This window comes from Haloarcula sp. CBA1129 (genome assembly GCF_008729015.1).
Lineage (GTDB): Archaea > Halobacteriota > Halobacteria > Halobacteriales > Haloarculaceae > Haloarcula.
In genome coordinates, this window is record NZ_RKSM01000001.1 from 1,609,867 (window position 1) to 1,624,812 (window position 14,946).

Here is a 14,946-nt window from a genome sequence, read left to right on the forward strand (position 1 = left end):
TTTAAGCTAACAGCCCATGACAGACACCAGCTCGGCGGCCCAAGTCTGTTCAGGTACGGAACGGTAGTTCTTTAGTCGCCCCTCCCCGGGTGTCAGGTATGGTGCAGCTCGGGCTGGTCGTCGCTCAGTACGACAAACACGGGGCGGTTATCGAGGAGATGGAGCACGGGGCTTACGAGGCGGCCGCCGACAACGACGCCGAAATCGTCGCCTCGCTTGACGTCCCGGGGTCCTACGACACGCCACTGGCAGCCGACCGGCTCGCGCGCCGGTCAGATATCGACGCTGTAGCTGTCCTCGGCGCGATCATCAGCGGCGACACCGACCACGATCAGGTCATCGGCAACGCCGCCGCACAGGGGCTGACTGACGTGTCCCTCGACCGCGACACCCCCGTCACGCTGGGCATCATCGGCCCGGGCATGAGCCAAGACGAAGCCGAGGCCCGTACCGATAAGGGGGCCTCGGCCGTCCGGAGCGCAATCGAACTCGCCACGGAACTCGAACAATGACTATGGACTTCGCTTCCCGCGTCGAACGTGTAGAACCGAGCGCGACCCTCGCAATCAGCAACAAGGCCGCAGAGCTTGAAGCCGAGGGCAAAGACGTCGTCGACCTGAGCGTCGGCGAACCCGACTTCGACACGCCCGAAAACATCAAGGACGCCGCCAAGGACGCACTCGACGCCGGCCACACCGGCTACACGTCCTCCAACGGCATCCCCGAACTGAAGGAGGCTATCGCCGACAAGCTCCACGACGACGGGCTCACCCAGTACGGCCCGGACAATCTTATCGTCACGCCCGGCGGCAAGCAGGCGCTGTACGAGATCTTCCAGACCGTCATCGACGACGGCGACGAAGTCGCCCTGCTTGACCCCGCGTGGGTCTCCTACGAGGCGATGGCGAAACTCGCCGGCGGAACGCTGACCCGCGTCGACACCGCCGCCCACGACTTCCAGCTCGAGGGCGCGCTTGATGACCTCGCCGATGCCGTCTCCGACGAGACGGAACTGTTGGTCGTCAATTCGCCGGGCAACCCCCACGGCGCAGTGTACTCCCGCGATGCAATGGAGGGTGTCCGGGACCTTGCCGTCGAGCACGACATCACGGTCATCTCCGACGAGATTTACAAGGAGATTACCTACGACGGCGTCGAAGCCGTCTCGCTCGGCACGCTTGAAGGCATGGAAGACCGAACAATCACGCTGAACGGCTTCTCGAAGGCCTACTCGATGACCGGCTGGCGGCTGGGCTACTTCGCGGCCCCGGAAGAACTAGTTTCACAGGCCGGGAAGGTCCACTCGCACTCGGTCTCCTGTGCCGTGAACTTCGTCCAGCACGCCGGCGTCGAGGCCATCACGAACACCGACGACGCCGTCGAGGAGATGCGACAGGCCTTCGCCGAGCGCCGCGAGTTCCTCATGGGCCTGTTCGAGGACCACGGCGTCCACGTCCCCGAACCACAGGGTGCGTTCTACATGATGCCGGAGATTGCACCGGATGGCGACGACACGGAGTGGTGCGATCAGGCTATCTCGGAGGCGCAGGTCGCCACCGTCCCCGGAACCGCGTTCGGGACGCCCGGCTACGCCCGCATCTCCTATGCCAACAGCAAGGAGCGCCTGCAGGAGGCCGTCGACCGCCTCGCCGAGGCTGACCTCATCTAAGACCGGCGAACAGGGTGTCATACCCGGCCACACCGTTGCCACGCTCCGGCGAATCGTTATCAGTTAGCCGCTGGAACAGCTGGTATGCGAACCCGTAGAACGATGCTCGCTCTCTCGGCCGGCACGCTCTGTCTCGCCGGCTGTGGCGCGCCCGGCGGAGGCTCGGGCGGCAGTCTCGCTATCGAAACGTCGGACGCGACCGCCGCGCCCGGCGAGACGGCGCGGATAGAGGTGCAGGCCTCGTCCGTCGGCGTGATGACGTGGCAGATGACCGAGATTCCCGAGAACTGGCAGGTGACACACGAGAGCTTCGAGCCCGAACCCACCGCGGTTCGGGAGTCCTACCCGCCCGAACTCGTCTGGGACCCCGTCGCTGATTCGGTGACGGGAACGCTGGCCGTCGTCGTCCCGGACAACGCATCGCCTGGCGAGTACACGATGGCAGTGGAGGCAGGAACCGACAGCTCCGACGAGCGGGCCGTCTCCGAAGCGACGGTCACCGTCGAGTAGTTACTCGCCGCGTTCGTCGACAATCCGGTCGATAATTCGACCTGTCGACAGGAGCCGGTCAGCCGCCTCGGCCTCTAGTGGGCTGGCCCGGCGGATGTCACAGTCGAGACCCCGAGCGGACAGCGCCGCTTCGAGTTGCTCGTCGTCGTGGTGCTGGTCGTAGCCCAGCGCGATGATGTCCGGTTCGATGCGCTCAATCGGAACGAAGATGTCCTCGGGATGGCCGAGGTGTGCTTCGTCGACCGGTTTGAGCGCGCTGACCATCTTCCGACGTTGCTCGTCCGGAACAATCGGTGTTTCCTTGTGCGTGACGTTGACCGATCGGGCGACGATGACGTGGAGTTCGTCACCCATCTCGGCAGCGTCCTGCAGATAGTGGACGTGGCCCGGGTGCAGGATGTCGAAGGTTCCCTGCGCGACGACGCGTGTCACTGGTCAAACTCCTCCTCGCGGAGCTCCGCGTCGATATCGGCCTGATCGAAATCGAAAAAGGACTCCTCCGGCGGCTCCACGTCGAGCACCGGGAGGTCAACGACCGAGCCGTCGCTGTCGAAGGCCTTCCAGTCGTCGCGGCCGTACGGATAGCCGATGATGATATGGACATCGCCGCGGCCGAACGTGGCGAGGTCGGCGTCGCTGGGTTTGAGGACACCGTTCGGGTGAGAATGGATCGACCCCGCCGCTCGCATGTCGTTTGGCACCATACTCGTCTTGACGGTCGCACTGACCGGATTCGACTCTGTTCCTGGAATGACCAGAACATCGGTCAGAACAGTACCGTCGTCGTCGAGCCCGAGCTTGCTGGCGTCATCGCCCCGGAGAAAGCCCATATACTCGTTGGGATGGGCTTCCTCGGAGGCTGCGAGCGCGAACTCGAGTGCGGACTCCGCGATCCCGAGTATCCCGCTCGTTCGGAACAACCCCATACCATGCTGTCGGGTCGGACGCTTTTTACGCGTTGTGTTCGTCCCTCCGTGGATTCCGAAGAGTACAAACGGGGGAGCACCGAAGGATTGACAAATGTCTTCGCCAACTGGCACCGGTGACGGTGCGACGGTCCCCGACGGCGGGACCATTGTCTACGATCTCGCGGACCAATGTACGTCCGATGATCTCGAAGAAGGCGCACTGTACCACGCAACTGTCAACGGCACCGTCGAATACGGTGTGTTCGTCGACCTCTCCGACGCTGTCTCCGGCCTCGTCCACGACTCTAATCTCTTGGGCCAGTACGATGTGGGCGACGAGCTTATCGTTGAACTCGGTGAGATCCGCCCCGACGGCGACCTGAGCTTCGAGGAAGTACGGGTCGCTGACTACGAGGAACAGCACGTTGCCCACGGCAAGGCGACCACCGTCGCCGACCTCTACGACGCGACCGGTGAGACGGTCATCATCGAGGGGCAGGTCGTTCAGATAAAACAGACTGGCGGCCCGACGGTGTTTCAGGTCCGCGATGAGGCCGGCATCGTCCCCTGTGCCGCCTTCGAAGAGGCCGGTGTCCGGGCGCACCCTGACGTCGAAATCGACGACATCGTCCGCGTCTCCGGGCGCGCCGAGGAGCGCGACGACGGTCTGCAGGTCGAGGCCGAATCGCTGACGGTACTCGACGGTGAGGCGGCCGCCGACATCGAGGACGAACTCGACGCCGCGCTGGCCGAGGCCGCCGAACCGGCCGACGTAGAACCGCTTGTCGAGTGGCCTGCCTTCGAGAAACTGTGGGACGACCTCCGTGAAGTGGCGACGGAACTCCGCAAAACGGTGCTTTCGGGCCGCCCGATTCGGATGCGTCATCACGCCGACGGTGACGGGCTCTGTGCGAGCGTCCCGCTGCAGGTCGCGCTGGAATCGTTCATCGCCTCCCAGTACGAGGACGCCAGCGCGCCCCAGCACCTCCTCAAGCGCCTGCCGAGCAAGGCCCCCTACTACGAGATGGAGGACGTGACGCGGGACCTCAACTTCGCGCTGGAGGACCGCACCCGCCACGGCCAGAAGCTCCCGATGTTGCTGATGCTCGACAACGGCTCCACCGAGGAAGACACGCCGGCCTACCGCAACCTCCGGCACTACGACATCCCGGTGGTCGTCGTCGACCACCATCATCCGGACCCGGAAGCCGTCGAGCCGCTCATCGAGCAGCACGTCAACCCCTACCTCCACGACGAGGACTATCGCATCACCACGGGCATGCTCTGTGTCGAACTCGCCCGGATGATCGACCCCGACCTCACCGATGATCTCACACACGTCCCCGCTGTCGCCGGGCTTTCGGACCGATCCGAGGCCGAGGCGATGCGGGACTACGTCGCCTTGGCGAGCGAGCAGGGCTACGACGAGAGTGACCTGCGCGACATCGGCGAAGCGCTGGACTACGCGACCCACTGGCTTCGCTACAACTCCGGTGAACAGCTCATTACCGACGTGCTGAACGTCGACTGTGACGACCGCGAGCGGCACGAGGAAGTCGTCGAGTTCCTCGCTGAGCGCGCCGAGCGCGACGTGGCCGACCAGCTTGACGCCGCGATGAGCCACGTCGACCACGAGCGACTCGACAACGGTGCACACCTCTACACCATCGACGTGGAGAACCACGCCCATCGCTTCACCTACCCTGCGCCCGGAAAGACGACCGGCGAAATCCACGACCGGAAGGTCGCGGAGACCGGCGACCCCGTCATCACCATCGGCTACGGTCCGGACTTCGCCGTCCTGCGCTCGGACGGCGTTCGACTGGACATCCCGCGGATGGTCACCGAACTCACCGAGGAGGTCGACGGCGGCGGCGTCTCCGGCGGCGGCCACCTCGTCGTCGGCTCCATCAAGTTCGTGAAAGGCATGCGCGAGACGGTCATCGACGCGCTCGTCGAGAAAATGGCCGAGGCCGAAATCGACGAGGAACTCGGCAGCTCGACAGCACTGCCGGAAGAAGTGTAACGGCTCCAGACGTCCTTTTTAACCCCCGAACGAAACTCGACGAGCGGCGAGTCCAGCGACCACGAGAAGTCCGAACAGGGCGACAACGACTCCGACCGGCGTGTCGAACCCCCCGGCTGCCCAGTCGGCGTCAAAGACAGCGCCGAAATAGTCGGCTGCGTCGCTGCCGTGCAGCACCAACAGGACTTCCCGATTCGAGGTCGCCGCTTGTTCGTTCCAGTTGAGACTGCCGACGACGACGCGCTCGTCGTCGATGACCGCGCCCTTTGCATGGATTTTCTCGTAGCGACCATCGGGGGTAGATACCTTGGCTGTCAGCGGCGCGTCGTTGCGGTCGGCCCACTCCTGAAACCGCTGTGCTGTCTGCGTGTTCTCCTCGCGGACGTACCACGCGTCACTCAGCAGTAGGCGGACCTCGACGCCGCGCGACGCGGCCCGGCGGAGCGCCCGCAGAAGTGGGCTCTCCCAGTCTCCGACTGTCGGCTGGATGACGTCGATGGAGTCGTCCGCGCCGTCTATCGTCGCAACGAGGTTACCCTGAGCGTTGTCTGGTGTTATCAAGAGATCCGTCCGCTGGACAGACACCGATTCTGCCCGGAACTCGGTCGGATACGTTCCGGTCGCTGGCTCGGCCCGCTCGAACCGTCGGCCCTCACGGTACTCTCTCCACCGCTCGCTGTCCTGCCAGCCGGTATCGGACTGGAACGTCTGATTCAGTCCGTTGACGACCCGCGGCTGTGCCGTGACCACCCCCCAGCCCCGGCTGCTGTTGCCGCCGGTGCCGGCGGGCTTCCAGTTCTCCGTCAGCACGACGGCCTGTTGGTCGGCGACGGCGTACTTCGCGTGGTGGTAGCGGTATCTGGCACGTGGTCCCGTCAGTACCTGCACGGACACGCCGGCCTCGGCTAGCCGGTCGAGCGTGCTGGCTTCTGCGGCGGTGCGGCTGCCGACCGGTTCTCCCTCAAGCAGGACGCGGACCGTCGCGCCGCGGCGCTGTGCGGCAATGAGGGCGTCGGCGACTCTGGCAGAGGAGAGCGTGTAGCCAGCCAGATACACCCGCTCAGTGGCGTTCTGTATCGGTCGAATCGGAGCAGCGGGCGAGTCCGGGAGTGCGAACGCCCGCACCTCGCCACCGGCGGCCCTGACAACTGGACGATCCGTCACACCCAGCGGCCGCCAGCGAATGACCGAGCCGTTCACAACGCCGAGTTCCCCCTCTACGGCGTCTCTGTATCGGACGGCGTCGACAGTCTGATTGGCACGCTGAAGCCGGATTCGCTCACCGCTGTTTGCCAGCGCGAGATGTCCGTCGAGACTGACGACTGGCCAGTCGGTGAGCTTCCGTGTCCGGTTCGGTGCTGTCGAGAGGACGACGCGCCCGCGGGCGGTGGTGTTCGGAACGGCGGCGGTGCCATCGCCGTCGGTGATGGCGTAGTTCCCGGGCTCGGCTCCGGCAGGCACGTCCAGTACGACAAACTCCCCCTCGTCGCCGCCGGCGATGGGGTCAGGGTATACCGCGTGAATTGACGGTTCTGCGGGAGTGCTGGCTGTTGTTGGGGCTGAAGTCGCCTGTCCGGTGGCGATATACGGCCCTATCGCGACAAGGACGAGCAAGCAACAGACAAATGGAGCGAGCGACCGCATCGGGGCGTCTGGCCGCCCGTTCGTATAAAAAGGTTCTCCGACTCAGGCGCTTGCCGCTTTCTCAGCTTCGGCCTGAACGAGATACGCGCGGTCGTCGGTGTAGCGGGCGGCTTCATCGAGTGCCGCCTCGGTCCCGATCTGCCGAAGCGCCCACGCGGCTGAGGCACGCACGGAATCGCTGTCGTCGGATTTGAGGATGCCGCCAAGCGGCTCGATAGCGCGGGTGTCACCGAGCAGGCCCAGCGTTCGGGCCGCGACTGAGCGGACTTCCTCGCTGTCAGCGTCGAGCCGGTTGGCGACCGGCTGGACCGACTCCGAGCTGCCGATAGCGCCCAGCGCGCGCAGCGTGACCTTCTGGAGCGCGGGGTCGCCATCGCCATCGATGTAGTCGTGTAGCGTCTCGGTCGCACGCTCGTCGCCGATTTTCCCCAGTACCTCGATTGGCCCTTTCTCGCGTTTCTGGGCCTTCTGGTGCATCGCATCGAAGGCCGGTTCGGCGTCGCTCCCGAGGTTGTACAGGAGGTCGACGATGTAGCCGTCGAAGAACTCCGACCCGAGCTTGTCGTAGGCGAACAGGACCTGCTCGAAGTTTCCTGCCTCGGCGTGGAGCTTCGCGGCGTTCCACTCCGGCGGGAAGTCCTTCCGGTTCTCGTTGGTCAGCACATCGTAGAAGTCGCGGGCATCGAGTTGCTCCTGTACCGTCAGGTCGTCCCAGACCTCGGCCTCGTCGAGCCCTGTTTCCAGCGCCTCCGCTGCTTCGAGGAGTCCTTGGATAGTCTCCGTATCCTCGTCGGGGTCGAGGTTTTCGGACTCGATTGCATCAGCGACTGTTCCCAGCGCGTCCCCGGCGGCGACGAAATCCCCGCCCGTGTCGGCGTCGTGGCTGACGAACTCGGCGCTCTCGTCGAGGAACGTCTCGACGGCCTCTTGTGCCTCTCCCTCGCCGTCGTCGGTCCACTCGCTGTCGGTGACGGTGTCTTCCGCATCGGAGACGGTGGCGACCACGTCCTCGGCGTAAGGGCCACGCTGTGCGTCGAGGTCCTCGCGCAGGTCCGAGAGCTGGGATTCCAGTTCCTCGCGAGGGTCCTCGGCTTCGTCATCGTCCTCGTCGGGTTCTGGCAGGTCGGCAGCTTCGAGGTCGCTCTCGATGTCATCGAGGGACGACTCAACGTCGTCGAGGTCGGCCTCTGTCGCTGCGGCCTCAAGGCTCTCGCTGGCCTCTGTGAGACGCGATTCCAGTTCTTCGGCGGTCACGTCGATCTCGTCTGCTGCCTCGGCGTCGTCCGACGCGTCGGCATCGTCGTCCCCGTTGCTCATGTCCAAGACTGTGTCGGAGCGGGCCAAGAGCGTTTTCCTTTCGAGGCGGGCCCCGAACTGTCGTAGTGCTGTCGTCCGCTGGGCCAACGAGCAAAGAATATGTGTCGGGAGTTGCAGTGCCATGGGTAGCGAGCATGACTGACGCGACACCACCGGATGACGGACAAAACCCGACTACACCGGAGGAACCGGAAACCGCTGGCTTCGTCGAGTACGGCATCGACGACAAGCCGCCACGAAAGCAAGCGATACTGCTCGGCGTCCAGCACTACCTGACGATGATTGGCGCGTCCGTGGCGATCCCGCTCGGGCTCGCAGGCGCGATGGGGATGTTCGAGGCCGCGCCCAATCAGGTCGGTCGTCTCATCGGGACGTTTTTCGTCGTCTCCGGTATCGCGACGCTCGCCCAGACGACGCTCGGCAACAGATACCCGATCGTTCAGGGCGGGACGTTCTCGATGCTCGCACCCGGGCTAGCCATCATCGGCGTGCTGGCCCAGCAGGGCGCGAACTGGCAGACCATGCTCGTCGAACTACAGGGGGCCGTCATCGTCGCCGGGCTCGTCGAGATTGTGATCGGCTATAGCGGTCTCATGGGGAAGCTGAAGCGGTACGTCGGCCCGGTCGTCATCGCGCCGGTCATCGCGCTCATCGGACTGGCGCTTTTCAACGTCCCACAGATATCGAACCCGAACTTCGGCAGCCCCGGGACCGGCCAGAACTGGTGGCTGCTCGGGCTGACAATGCTCTCGATTGTCGCGTGTTCGCAGTACCTCGACCGACGCCACCGCGCGTTCAAGCTGTTCCCCGTGCTCCTCGGAATCCTGTTCGCGTGGACCGTCGCGGCCATCCTCTCAGTGACAGGCGTCTTCGCCGCGGGCTCGGTCAGCTACGTTTCGCTCGGGTCGGTCGCGAGCGCACCGCTGGTCCAGCCCGTCTACCCGTTCCAGTGGGGGCTTCCGCAGTTCACGCCGGGGTTCATCGTCGGGATGTTCGCCGGGATGCTCGCCTCCGTCGTCGAGAGCTTCGGCGACTACCACTCCGTGGCTCGCATCGCCGGTCGCGGCGCACCGAACAGTCATCGAATCAACGACGGCATCGGGATGGAAGGGGTTGGCAACGTGTTCGCCGGCATCATGGGAACCGGCAACGGCTGTACCTCCTACACTGAGAACGTCGGTGCAATCGCTATCACCGGCGTCGCCTCCCGCTACGTCGTCCAGATCGGTGCCGCCGTGATGATTCTGGTCGGCTACTTCGGCCCGGCGGGTCAGTTGTTCGCGACTATCCCCTCGCCCATCATCGGTGGCCTCTACATGGTCATGTTCGGACAGATCGCCGCCGTCGGTCTCTCACAGCTCAAATACGTCGACCTCGACGCCAACCGAAACGTCTTCATCGTCGGCTTCGCGCTCTTTGCCGGCCTCGCAGTGCCGGAGTACATGAGCCAGCTTGGGCAGGGAATGGAAGTCGGCGGTTCGACAGCCCTCCAGCAGGGCCTCGGAGCCGTCCCGGTCCTCGGGGGCGTCCTCGGGACCGACGTCGTCGCCACCACGCTGTTCGTCATGGGCGGTACCGGAATGGTCGTCGGCGGCATCGTCGCCTTCGTCCTCGACAACACTGTGCCGGGGACCCGCGAAGAGCGCGGTCTCGCGGCTTGGGCCGCGCTCACGGAGGACGACAGCGAGTACGTCTCGTCGCTGGACCGCATCCGCGGACGCGGCGGTGACCGGCCGCCTGCACCGAGTGACGACTGACCGTGGACGACGACAACAGTGGCACGGTTGCAGACCACGGGTCGCCTGTCAGTACCGAGCGGTACGCCGGCAGCCTCCGAACTGGCGGCACTGTCGTCCTCGGTGCCGACCGGCTTGTAGTCGACCGCGGCGACAGTCCGGTGGTAATCGACCTCGACGACGTAGTCGAGGTCAGTCTGCAGGACATCGACTGGTTTCTTGCAGTGATGAGCGCTGCACTGGTCGGGTTCGGTCTGCTATCACTCGATCAGTCTATCCCCCTCGGCGGAGCCTTCGTTGTCGCCGGTGCCGTCAGCCTCGCGCTCACGTACCGCAAGCGGAACGCACTCAGGATACAGGTCGCTGGCCGGACTGACCCGCTCAAGTGTTTCCCCGCGGACCCACAGTCGCTCCTTGCCGAACTGGAAGCAGCGCTGGCCGACTGACCGGAAACCGCCTACACTTACGCCGGTCCCGGTCGCAGTCGGTCGTATGCCCGCAGACAGCGTCCAGTCGCTCATCGATCAGTTGCACGAAGAGGCCGAGATGGACCGACCGAACGACCTGACGCCCGATGTCGGTATCATCATGGGGTCGGATTCGGACCTGCCGACGATGGCCGGTGGACAGGGCAAGCGGCCCGGGGCGTACGCGGCGCTCGCCGATGAACTCGGCTTCGAGGAACAGACCGACTACACGGACGCGCCCGAGAGCCGCTTCACGTTCGAGACGTTTGTCTGCTCGGCCCATCGGACCCCCGACCTGATGTACGCGTACGCTGAGACGGCCGAAGACCGCGGCATCGACGTGATTATTGCCGGCGCTGGCGGGAAATCTGCGGACCTGCCCAACATGACAGCCAGCATCGCCTATCCGCTGCCGGTCATCGGCGTTCCTGTTCAGGAGAAGTCCGTCGACTCGGTCATCGGGATGCCACAGGGCGCGCCGCTCACCGCAGTCGATGCAGGGAAGTCTTTCAACGCCGCTCTCTCAGCAGCACAGATTCTCGCACGGCAGTACGACGAACTCCATGGCCGCCTTGTCTCGTATCACGAGGGCCTCCAGACCGACGTCGGCGAGGTGTCGCGCGACCTTCACGAGCTCGGGACACCCGGATTCAAACGCGAGTACTGGGACGAGTGAGCAGCGAGGCGCGTCACACTCTAGAAGGCGCGGCGGATACAGGTCACTTTTCCTCTGAGACCGCGTCGGCTCTTAAAGACCCACAGGGCCGAAAAACCGAACAATGAACCCTTATATGCGAGTACTTCTAACCGGCAGACGATAGGAGATACCGGAATGAGTAATCCATGGATCGCCATCGGCGCGCTCGCGGTCGTGGCACTAGCCATCCCACTGACGATGATGGCAGTTTCGAGCCTCTTGCGGCCTAGCGTGCCGGAACAAGGCAAACGCACCACCTACGAGTCCGGTGAAGTGCCGACTGGCAGCAGTCGACAGATCAAGTTTAATATCCAGTACTACATGGTCGCGCTGCTGTTCGTCGTCTTCGACATCGAGACCGTCTTCATCTTCCCGTGGACGGTCATCTACAGCGATGCCGTCGCTGAAGTCGGGATGCCAACGGCACTGCTACCGATGGTCGTATTCATCGGGATTCTCGCCATCGGACTCGGTTGGGCCTGGCGTAACGGCGCAGTTCAGTGGGTGCGCAGTCCGCGCGCCACGAAGGGGGCAGACACATATGAGTAGTGACCAGACACCACCGGCCGTCGAAGACGTATCGACACAGGAGGCCCGCATGGGTGACGGGGCCGACGACCGCTTCAACTCGACGCTACGCGAGGCGTTCGGGTCGACGCCGTTCATCCTGACCAAGTTCGACAAGTTCATGAACTGGGTCCGGGGCTCCTCGATGTTCATGCTGCAGTTCGGAATCGCCTGCTGCAGCATCGAGATGATCCACACCTACGCGATCAAGCACGACCTCGACCGCTTCGGGTCAGGGGTGCCACGCGCGTCTCCACGGCAGGCGGACGTCATCATCGTTCCGGGCACCATCGTCTCGAAGTTCGCGCCGCGGATGAAACGCGTCTACGACCAGATGCCCGAGCCGAAGTTCGTCGTCTCGATGGGATCCTGTACCATCTCCGGCGGCCCGTTCCAAGAAGGGTACAACGTCATCAAGGGCGCGGAGGAGGTCATCCCGGTCGACATCCACGTCCCGGGCTGTCCGCCACGCCCCGAGGCACTCATCTACGGCGTCGCCAAGCTCCAAGAGCGCATCGCCGAGGGCGAGTCCTCGCCGGTGACAGTCAAACCCTACGAACTGGAGCAGTTCGGCGACCTCGAACAGGACGAGCTCGTGGACAAACTCGCCAGCGAAATCGACGAGGAGGATCTCGTCATGCGGTACAACTGGAACGACTCCCCATAACCTGCCATGAGTTTAGAAAAACCATCACGCGATACGGCTCTCGACGTCGGCGTTACGGAGGATGGCCTCGATTACGACGCGCTCGCGGACCTTCTCGGAGGCCATGTCCTCGACCGCGAACAGCACCTCAACGCCGAGGGGTTCGTCATCCGTCCCGACGAGGTTCAGGAAGTCCTCTCGACGCTGAAAGAGGAGGCTGGGTTCGACCACTGCGCCTGTGTCACGGCACAGGAGTACGACGACCGGTACGAATCAATCTACCATCTACGGAAGTACAACGACCCGACACAGGAGCTGTCGATTGTCGTCCCGTCGCCGAAAGACGACCCGCACAACGAGTCGGCCGCTCGCGTTTACGATACCGCTGACTGGCACGAGCGGGAAGCCTACGACTTGGTCGGCATCGACTACGACGACCACCCGGACCTGCGTCGCATCCTCTTGCCCGAGACGTGGCAGGGCCATCCGCTGAGCAAGGACTACAACCAAGACCAGCCACAGATCGTCTCGCTGCGCGAGCACGCGAACCCGCTTGAGGACGACAAGCGAAGCGAGGACGACCCGGACACGATGTTCGTCAACATCGGTCCCCACCACCCGGCAACCCACGGCGTGCTCCACGTCGAAACGGTGCTTGATGGCGAGCAGATCGCCGACCTCGAGCCCGATATCGGGTACCTGCACCGCTGTGAGGAGCAGATGTGCCAGCAGGGCACCTACCGCCACCAGATCATGCCGTACCCCGACCGGTGGGACTACATTTCCGCTGGTATCCTCAACGAGTGGGCGTACGCGCGCGCTGCCGAGGACCTCGCGGATATCGAGGTCCCAGAGTACGCACAGGTCATCCGGACGATGTCCGCGGAGATGTGCCGGATCGCCTCACACGAGCTCGCGCTGGCGACGTTCGCGCTGGACGTGTTCGGCGACTTCACCGCCGTCTTCCAGTACGGCATCCGCGACCGCGAGATCGTTCAGAACCTGCTTGAAGACCTGACCGGCCAGCGGCTGATGTTCAACTACCTCCGACTGGGTGGCGTTGCTTGGGACCTGCCCGAACCCCGCGAGGAGTACTTCGAGAAGATCCGCGACTTCCTCGACGACCTCCCGCACAAGCTCGAGGAGATCCACGATCTCGTTACTGGCAACGAGATCTTCCAGATGCGGTGTGTCGACACCGGTGTCCTCTCGAAAGAACAGGTCAAGCAGTACGGTGCAACCGGTCCCGTGGCACGCGGTTCGGGCGTCGACTACGATATCCGGCGCGACGATCCGTACGGCTACTACGACGAACTCGACTGGAACGTCGTCACCGAACAGGGCGGCGACAACTTCAGTCGCGTCCTCGTCCGCCTCCGCGAAGTCGAGGAATCGGCCCGCATCATCGAACAGTGTGTCGACCTGCTGGAGCAGTGGCCGGAAGACGACCGCGAGATTCAGGCCAACGTCCCGCGGACGCTTCGGCCGGACCCCGACAAGGAGATCTACCGCTCCGTCGAGGGCGCGAAGGGCGAACTCGGTATCTACATCCGCTCGGATGGGACGGACAAGCCGGCACGGTTCAAGATCCGCAGCCCGTGCTTCTCGAACCTGCAGACGCTGCCGGAGATGTCTCAAGGCGAGTACATCCCTGACATGATCGCTTCGCTCGGGAGCCTCGACATCGTCCTCGGGGAGGTGGACCGGTAATGCAGTCGGCGCCGTTGCCCGAGACACTCGCGAACCTGCTTGGACTCGACCCCAACAGCACGGCCGTGATGATCGTCATGAGTCTCATCGGCGCGGGGCTCATCGGGACGCTCATGATGACGAACACGGCGCTTGCCGGCCCGTGGGCAAAGCGGAAGATCACCGCTGCGTTCACTGACCGCATCGCCGTCGACCGGATCGGCCCGTACGGGCTGTTCATTATCGTGGCTGACGCCGTTCGCCTGCTGTCGAAGGAACTCATCGTTCCCGAGGGCGTCGACCGACCGGCATGGGACCTCGCACCGCTCATTATTGCGAGCACCGCACTGCTTGGCTTTGCCGTGATCCCGATGGGGAACGGCATCCAGCTCGCCGATCCCGAGGTCGGTCTGGCATACGTGTTTGCGACAGCCTCCATGGCTTCCGTCGGTCTCGTGATGGCCGGGTACGCGTCGAACAACAAGTACTCGTTCCTCGGCGGCCTGCGTGCGGTCGCACAGAACCTCGCCTACGAGATTCCGCTCATCCTGACGGGCGCGTCGGTGGTCATCTTCGCCGGCTCGCTCCAGATGAGCGAGATCGTCGCGGCCCAGCAGCAGTCCCTCATCGGCCCGCTGCCGTCGTGGTATGCCTTCGTGAACCCGTTCGCGTTCGTCCTCTTTATGATCGCGAATCTCGCGGAGGTCGGCCGGAACCCGTTCGATATTCCGGAAGCGCCAACTGAGATTGTCGCTGGGTACCAGACCGAGTACTCCTCGGTGTACTTCGTCCTCGTCTATCTCGGGGAGTTCATTCACATCTTCCTCGGCGGGGCGATCATCGCCACGATCTTCCTCGGTGGGCCGGCCGGTCCGGTCCTCCCGGGCATCGTCTGGTTCCTCATCAAGATCTGGGGCGTCTTCCTGTTCACGCAGTGGGCCCGTTCTGCGGTGCCCCGCGTCCGGATCGACCAGCTTATCGAGATCGGCTGGAAGGGAATGCTGGTGCTGTCGCTGGCGAACCTACTGCTGACCGCGGTTATCGTCGGGGTGACCGTCTGATGACGGTCA

The 14,946-nt window shown here is 64.1% G+C and carries 15 protein-coding genes; 11 read left to right on the plus strand and 4 right to left on the minus strand.

From position 1 onward, the window contains the following. Positions 1-98 precede the first annotated feature (98 nt). From ribH to Har1129_RS08005, 3 genes are all read left to right on the plus strand, one after another. A complete protein-coding gene (gene ribH, locus Har1129_RS07995; protein WP_151100181.1) occupies positions 99-512 on the plus strand; it encodes a 6,7-dimethyl-8-ribityllumazine synthase in 414 nt (137 codons plus the stop codon). After that, positions 509-1,669 (plus strand): pyridoxal phosphate-dependent aminotransferase, encoded by a 1,161-nt coding sequence (locus Har1129_RS08000; RefSeq protein WP_151100182.1) that lies wholly within the window; start codon positions 509-511, stop codon positions 1,667-1,669. Before ribH ends, Har1129_RS08000 begins: the two co-directional genes overlap by 4 nt. 84 nt (positions 1,670-1,753) lie before the next feature. Next, positions 1,754-2,179 (plus strand): hypothetical protein, encoded by a 426-nt coding sequence (locus Har1129_RS08005; RefSeq protein WP_191906118.1) that lies wholly within the window; start codon positions 1,754-1,756, stop codon positions 2,177-2,179. Here Har1129_RS08005 and Har1129_RS08010 read toward each other — a convergent pair whose 3' ends face one another. Both Har1129_RS08010 and Har1129_RS08015 read right to left on the minus strand, forming a co-directional pair. Continuing rightward, positions 2,180-2,611: an adenylyltransferase/cytidyltransferase family protein gene (locus Har1129_RS08010; RefSeq protein WP_151100183.1), complete on the minus strand. Its 432-nt coding sequence runs from the start codon at positions 2,609-2,611 to the stop codon at positions 2,180-2,182. It abuts the gene before it with no gap. Continuing rightward, complete coding sequence (locus Har1129_RS08015) at positions 2,608-3,105, minus strand: Mov34/MPN/PAD-1 family protein (RefSeq protein WP_004518205.1); 498 nt, start codon at positions 3,103-3,105, stop codon at positions 2,608-2,610. Before Har1129_RS08015 ends, Har1129_RS08010 begins: the two co-directional genes overlap by 4 nt. Positions 3,106-3,199: 94 nt before the next feature. Here Har1129_RS08015 and Har1129_RS08020 point away from each other — a divergent pair, with 94 nt between their 5' ends. Next, positions 3,200-5,113: a DHH family phosphoesterase gene (locus Har1129_RS08020; RefSeq protein WP_151100184.1), complete on the plus strand. Its 1,914-nt coding sequence runs from the start codon at positions 3,200-3,202 to the stop codon at positions 5,111-5,113. Between the two features lie 18 nt (positions 5,114-5,131). On the opposite strand, the gene Har1129_RS08025 is transcribed toward Har1129_RS08020, so the two are convergent. Beyond that, positions 5,132-6,757: a phospholipase D-like domain-containing protein gene (locus Har1129_RS08025; RefSeq protein ID WP_151100185.1), complete on the minus strand. Its 1,626-nt coding sequence runs from the start codon at positions 6,755-6,757 to the stop codon at positions 5,132-5,134. A 42-nt stretch (positions 6,758-6,799) separates the two neighbouring features. Continuing rightward, complete coding sequence (locus Har1129_RS08030; protein WP_151100186.1) at positions 6,800-8,074, minus strand: HEAT repeat domain-containing protein; 1,275 nt, start codon at positions 8,072-8,074, stop codon at positions 6,800-6,802. A 134-nt stretch (positions 8,075-8,208) separates the two neighbouring features. On the opposite strand from Har1129_RS08030, the gene Har1129_RS08035 reads away from it, so the two are divergent. The 7 genes from Har1129_RS08035 to Har1129_RS08065 all read left to right on the plus strand — a co-directional run bounded on the left by Har1129_RS08035 (position 8,209) and on the right by Har1129_RS08065 (position 14,937). Beyond that, on the plus strand, positions 8,209-9,831 hold the full coding sequence (locus Har1129_RS08035; protein WP_151100187.1) for a uracil-xanthine permease family protein: 1,623 nt from the start codon (positions 8,209-8,211) through the stop codon (positions 9,829-9,831). Between the two features lie 2 nt (positions 9,832-9,833). Continuing rightward, positions 9,834-10,256 (plus strand): hypothetical protein, encoded by a 423-nt coding sequence (locus Har1129_RS08040; protein WP_151100188.1) that lies wholly within the window; start codon positions 9,834-9,836, stop codon positions 10,254-10,256. Positions 10,257-10,302: 46 nt separating this feature from the next. Further along, positions 10,303-10,953: an AIR carboxylase family protein gene (locus Har1129_RS08045; protein WP_151100189.1), complete on the plus strand. Its 651-nt coding sequence runs from the start codon at positions 10,303-10,305 to the stop codon at positions 10,951-10,953. 156 nt (positions 10,954-11,109) lie between these two features. Further along, positions 11,110-11,523, plus strand: coding sequence for an NADH-quinone oxidoreductase subunit A (locus tag Har1129_RS08050; RefSeq protein WP_151100190.1), 414 nt, complete (start codon positions 11,110-11,112; stop codon positions 11,521-11,523). After that, a complete protein-coding gene (locus Har1129_RS08055) occupies positions 11,516-12,208 on the plus strand; it encodes an NADH-quinone oxidoreductase subunit B (RefSeq protein WP_004957101.1) in 693 nt (230 codons plus the stop codon). Before Har1129_RS08050 ends, Har1129_RS08055 begins: the two co-directional genes overlap by 8 nt. 6 nt (positions 12,209-12,214) lie before the next feature. Beyond that, on the plus strand, positions 12,215-13,897 hold the full coding sequence (locus tag Har1129_RS08060; RefSeq protein WP_151100191.1) for an NADH-quinone oxidoreductase subunit D: 1,683 nt from the start codon (positions 12,215-12,217) through the stop codon (positions 13,895-13,897). Beyond that, positions 13,897-14,937, plus strand: coding sequence for a complex I subunit 1 family protein (locus Har1129_RS08065; protein ID WP_151100192.1), 1,041 nt, complete (start codon positions 13,897-13,899; stop codon positions 14,935-14,937). The genes Har1129_RS08060 and Har1129_RS08065 overlap by 1 nt, the downstream gene beginning before the upstream one ends. The last annotated feature ends 9 nt before the right edge of the window (positions 14,938-14,946 follow it).

Excerpts from the sequence above, each read along its gene's own strand:
- Har1129_RS08035 (WP_151100187.1), top strand. The coding sequence starts at position 8,209 with ATGACTGACGCGACACCACCGGATGACGGACAAAACCCGACTACACCG.
- Har1129_RS08065 (WP_151100192.1), top strand. The coding sequence starts at position 13,897 with ATGCAGTCGGCGCCGTTGCCCGAGACACTCGCGAACCTGCTTGGACTC.
- ribH (WP_151100181.1), top strand. The coding sequence starts at position 99 with ATGGTGCAGCTCGGGCTGGTCGTCGCTCAGTACGACAAACACGGGGCG.
- Har1129_RS08005 (WP_191906118.1), top strand. The coding sequence starts at position 1,754 with ATGCGAACCCGTAGAACGATGCTCGCTCTCTCGGCCGGCACGCTCTGT.
- Har1129_RS08030 (WP_151100186.1), bottom strand. The coding sequence starts at position 8,074 with ATGAGCAACGGGGACGACGATGCCGACGCGTCGGACGACGCCGAGGCA.
- Har1129_RS08060 (WP_151100191.1), top strand. The coding sequence starts at position 12,215 with ATGAGTTTAGAAAAACCATCACGCGATACGGCTCTCGACGTCGGCGTT.
- Har1129_RS08020 (WP_151100184.1), top strand. The coding sequence starts at position 3,200 with ATGTCTTCGCCAACTGGCACCGGTGACGGTGCGACGGTCCCCGACGGC.
- Har1129_RS08045 (WP_151100189.1), top strand. The coding sequence starts at position 10,303 with ATGCCCGCAGACAGCGTCCAGTCGCTCATCGATCAGTTGCACGAAGAG.
- Har1129_RS08000 (WP_151100182.1), top strand. The coding sequence starts at position 509 with ATGACTATGGACTTCGCTTCCCGCGTCGAACGTGTAGAACCGAGCGCG.
- Har1129_RS08050 (WP_151100190.1), top strand. The coding sequence starts at position 11,110 with ATGAGTAATCCATGGATCGCCATCGGCGCGCTCGCGGTCGTGGCACTA.
- Har1129_RS08025 (WP_151100185.1), bottom strand. The coding sequence starts at position 6,757 with ATGCGGTCGCTCGCTCCATTTGTCTGTTGCTTGCTCGTCCTTGTCGCG.
- Har1129_RS08055 (WP_004957101.1), top strand. The coding sequence starts at position 11,516 with ATGAGTAGTGACCAGACACCACCGGCCGTCGAAGACGTATCGACACAG.
- Har1129_RS08015 (WP_004518205.1), bottom strand. The coding sequence starts at position 3,105 with ATGGGGTTGTTCCGAACGAGCGGGATACTCGGGATCGCGGAGTCCGCA.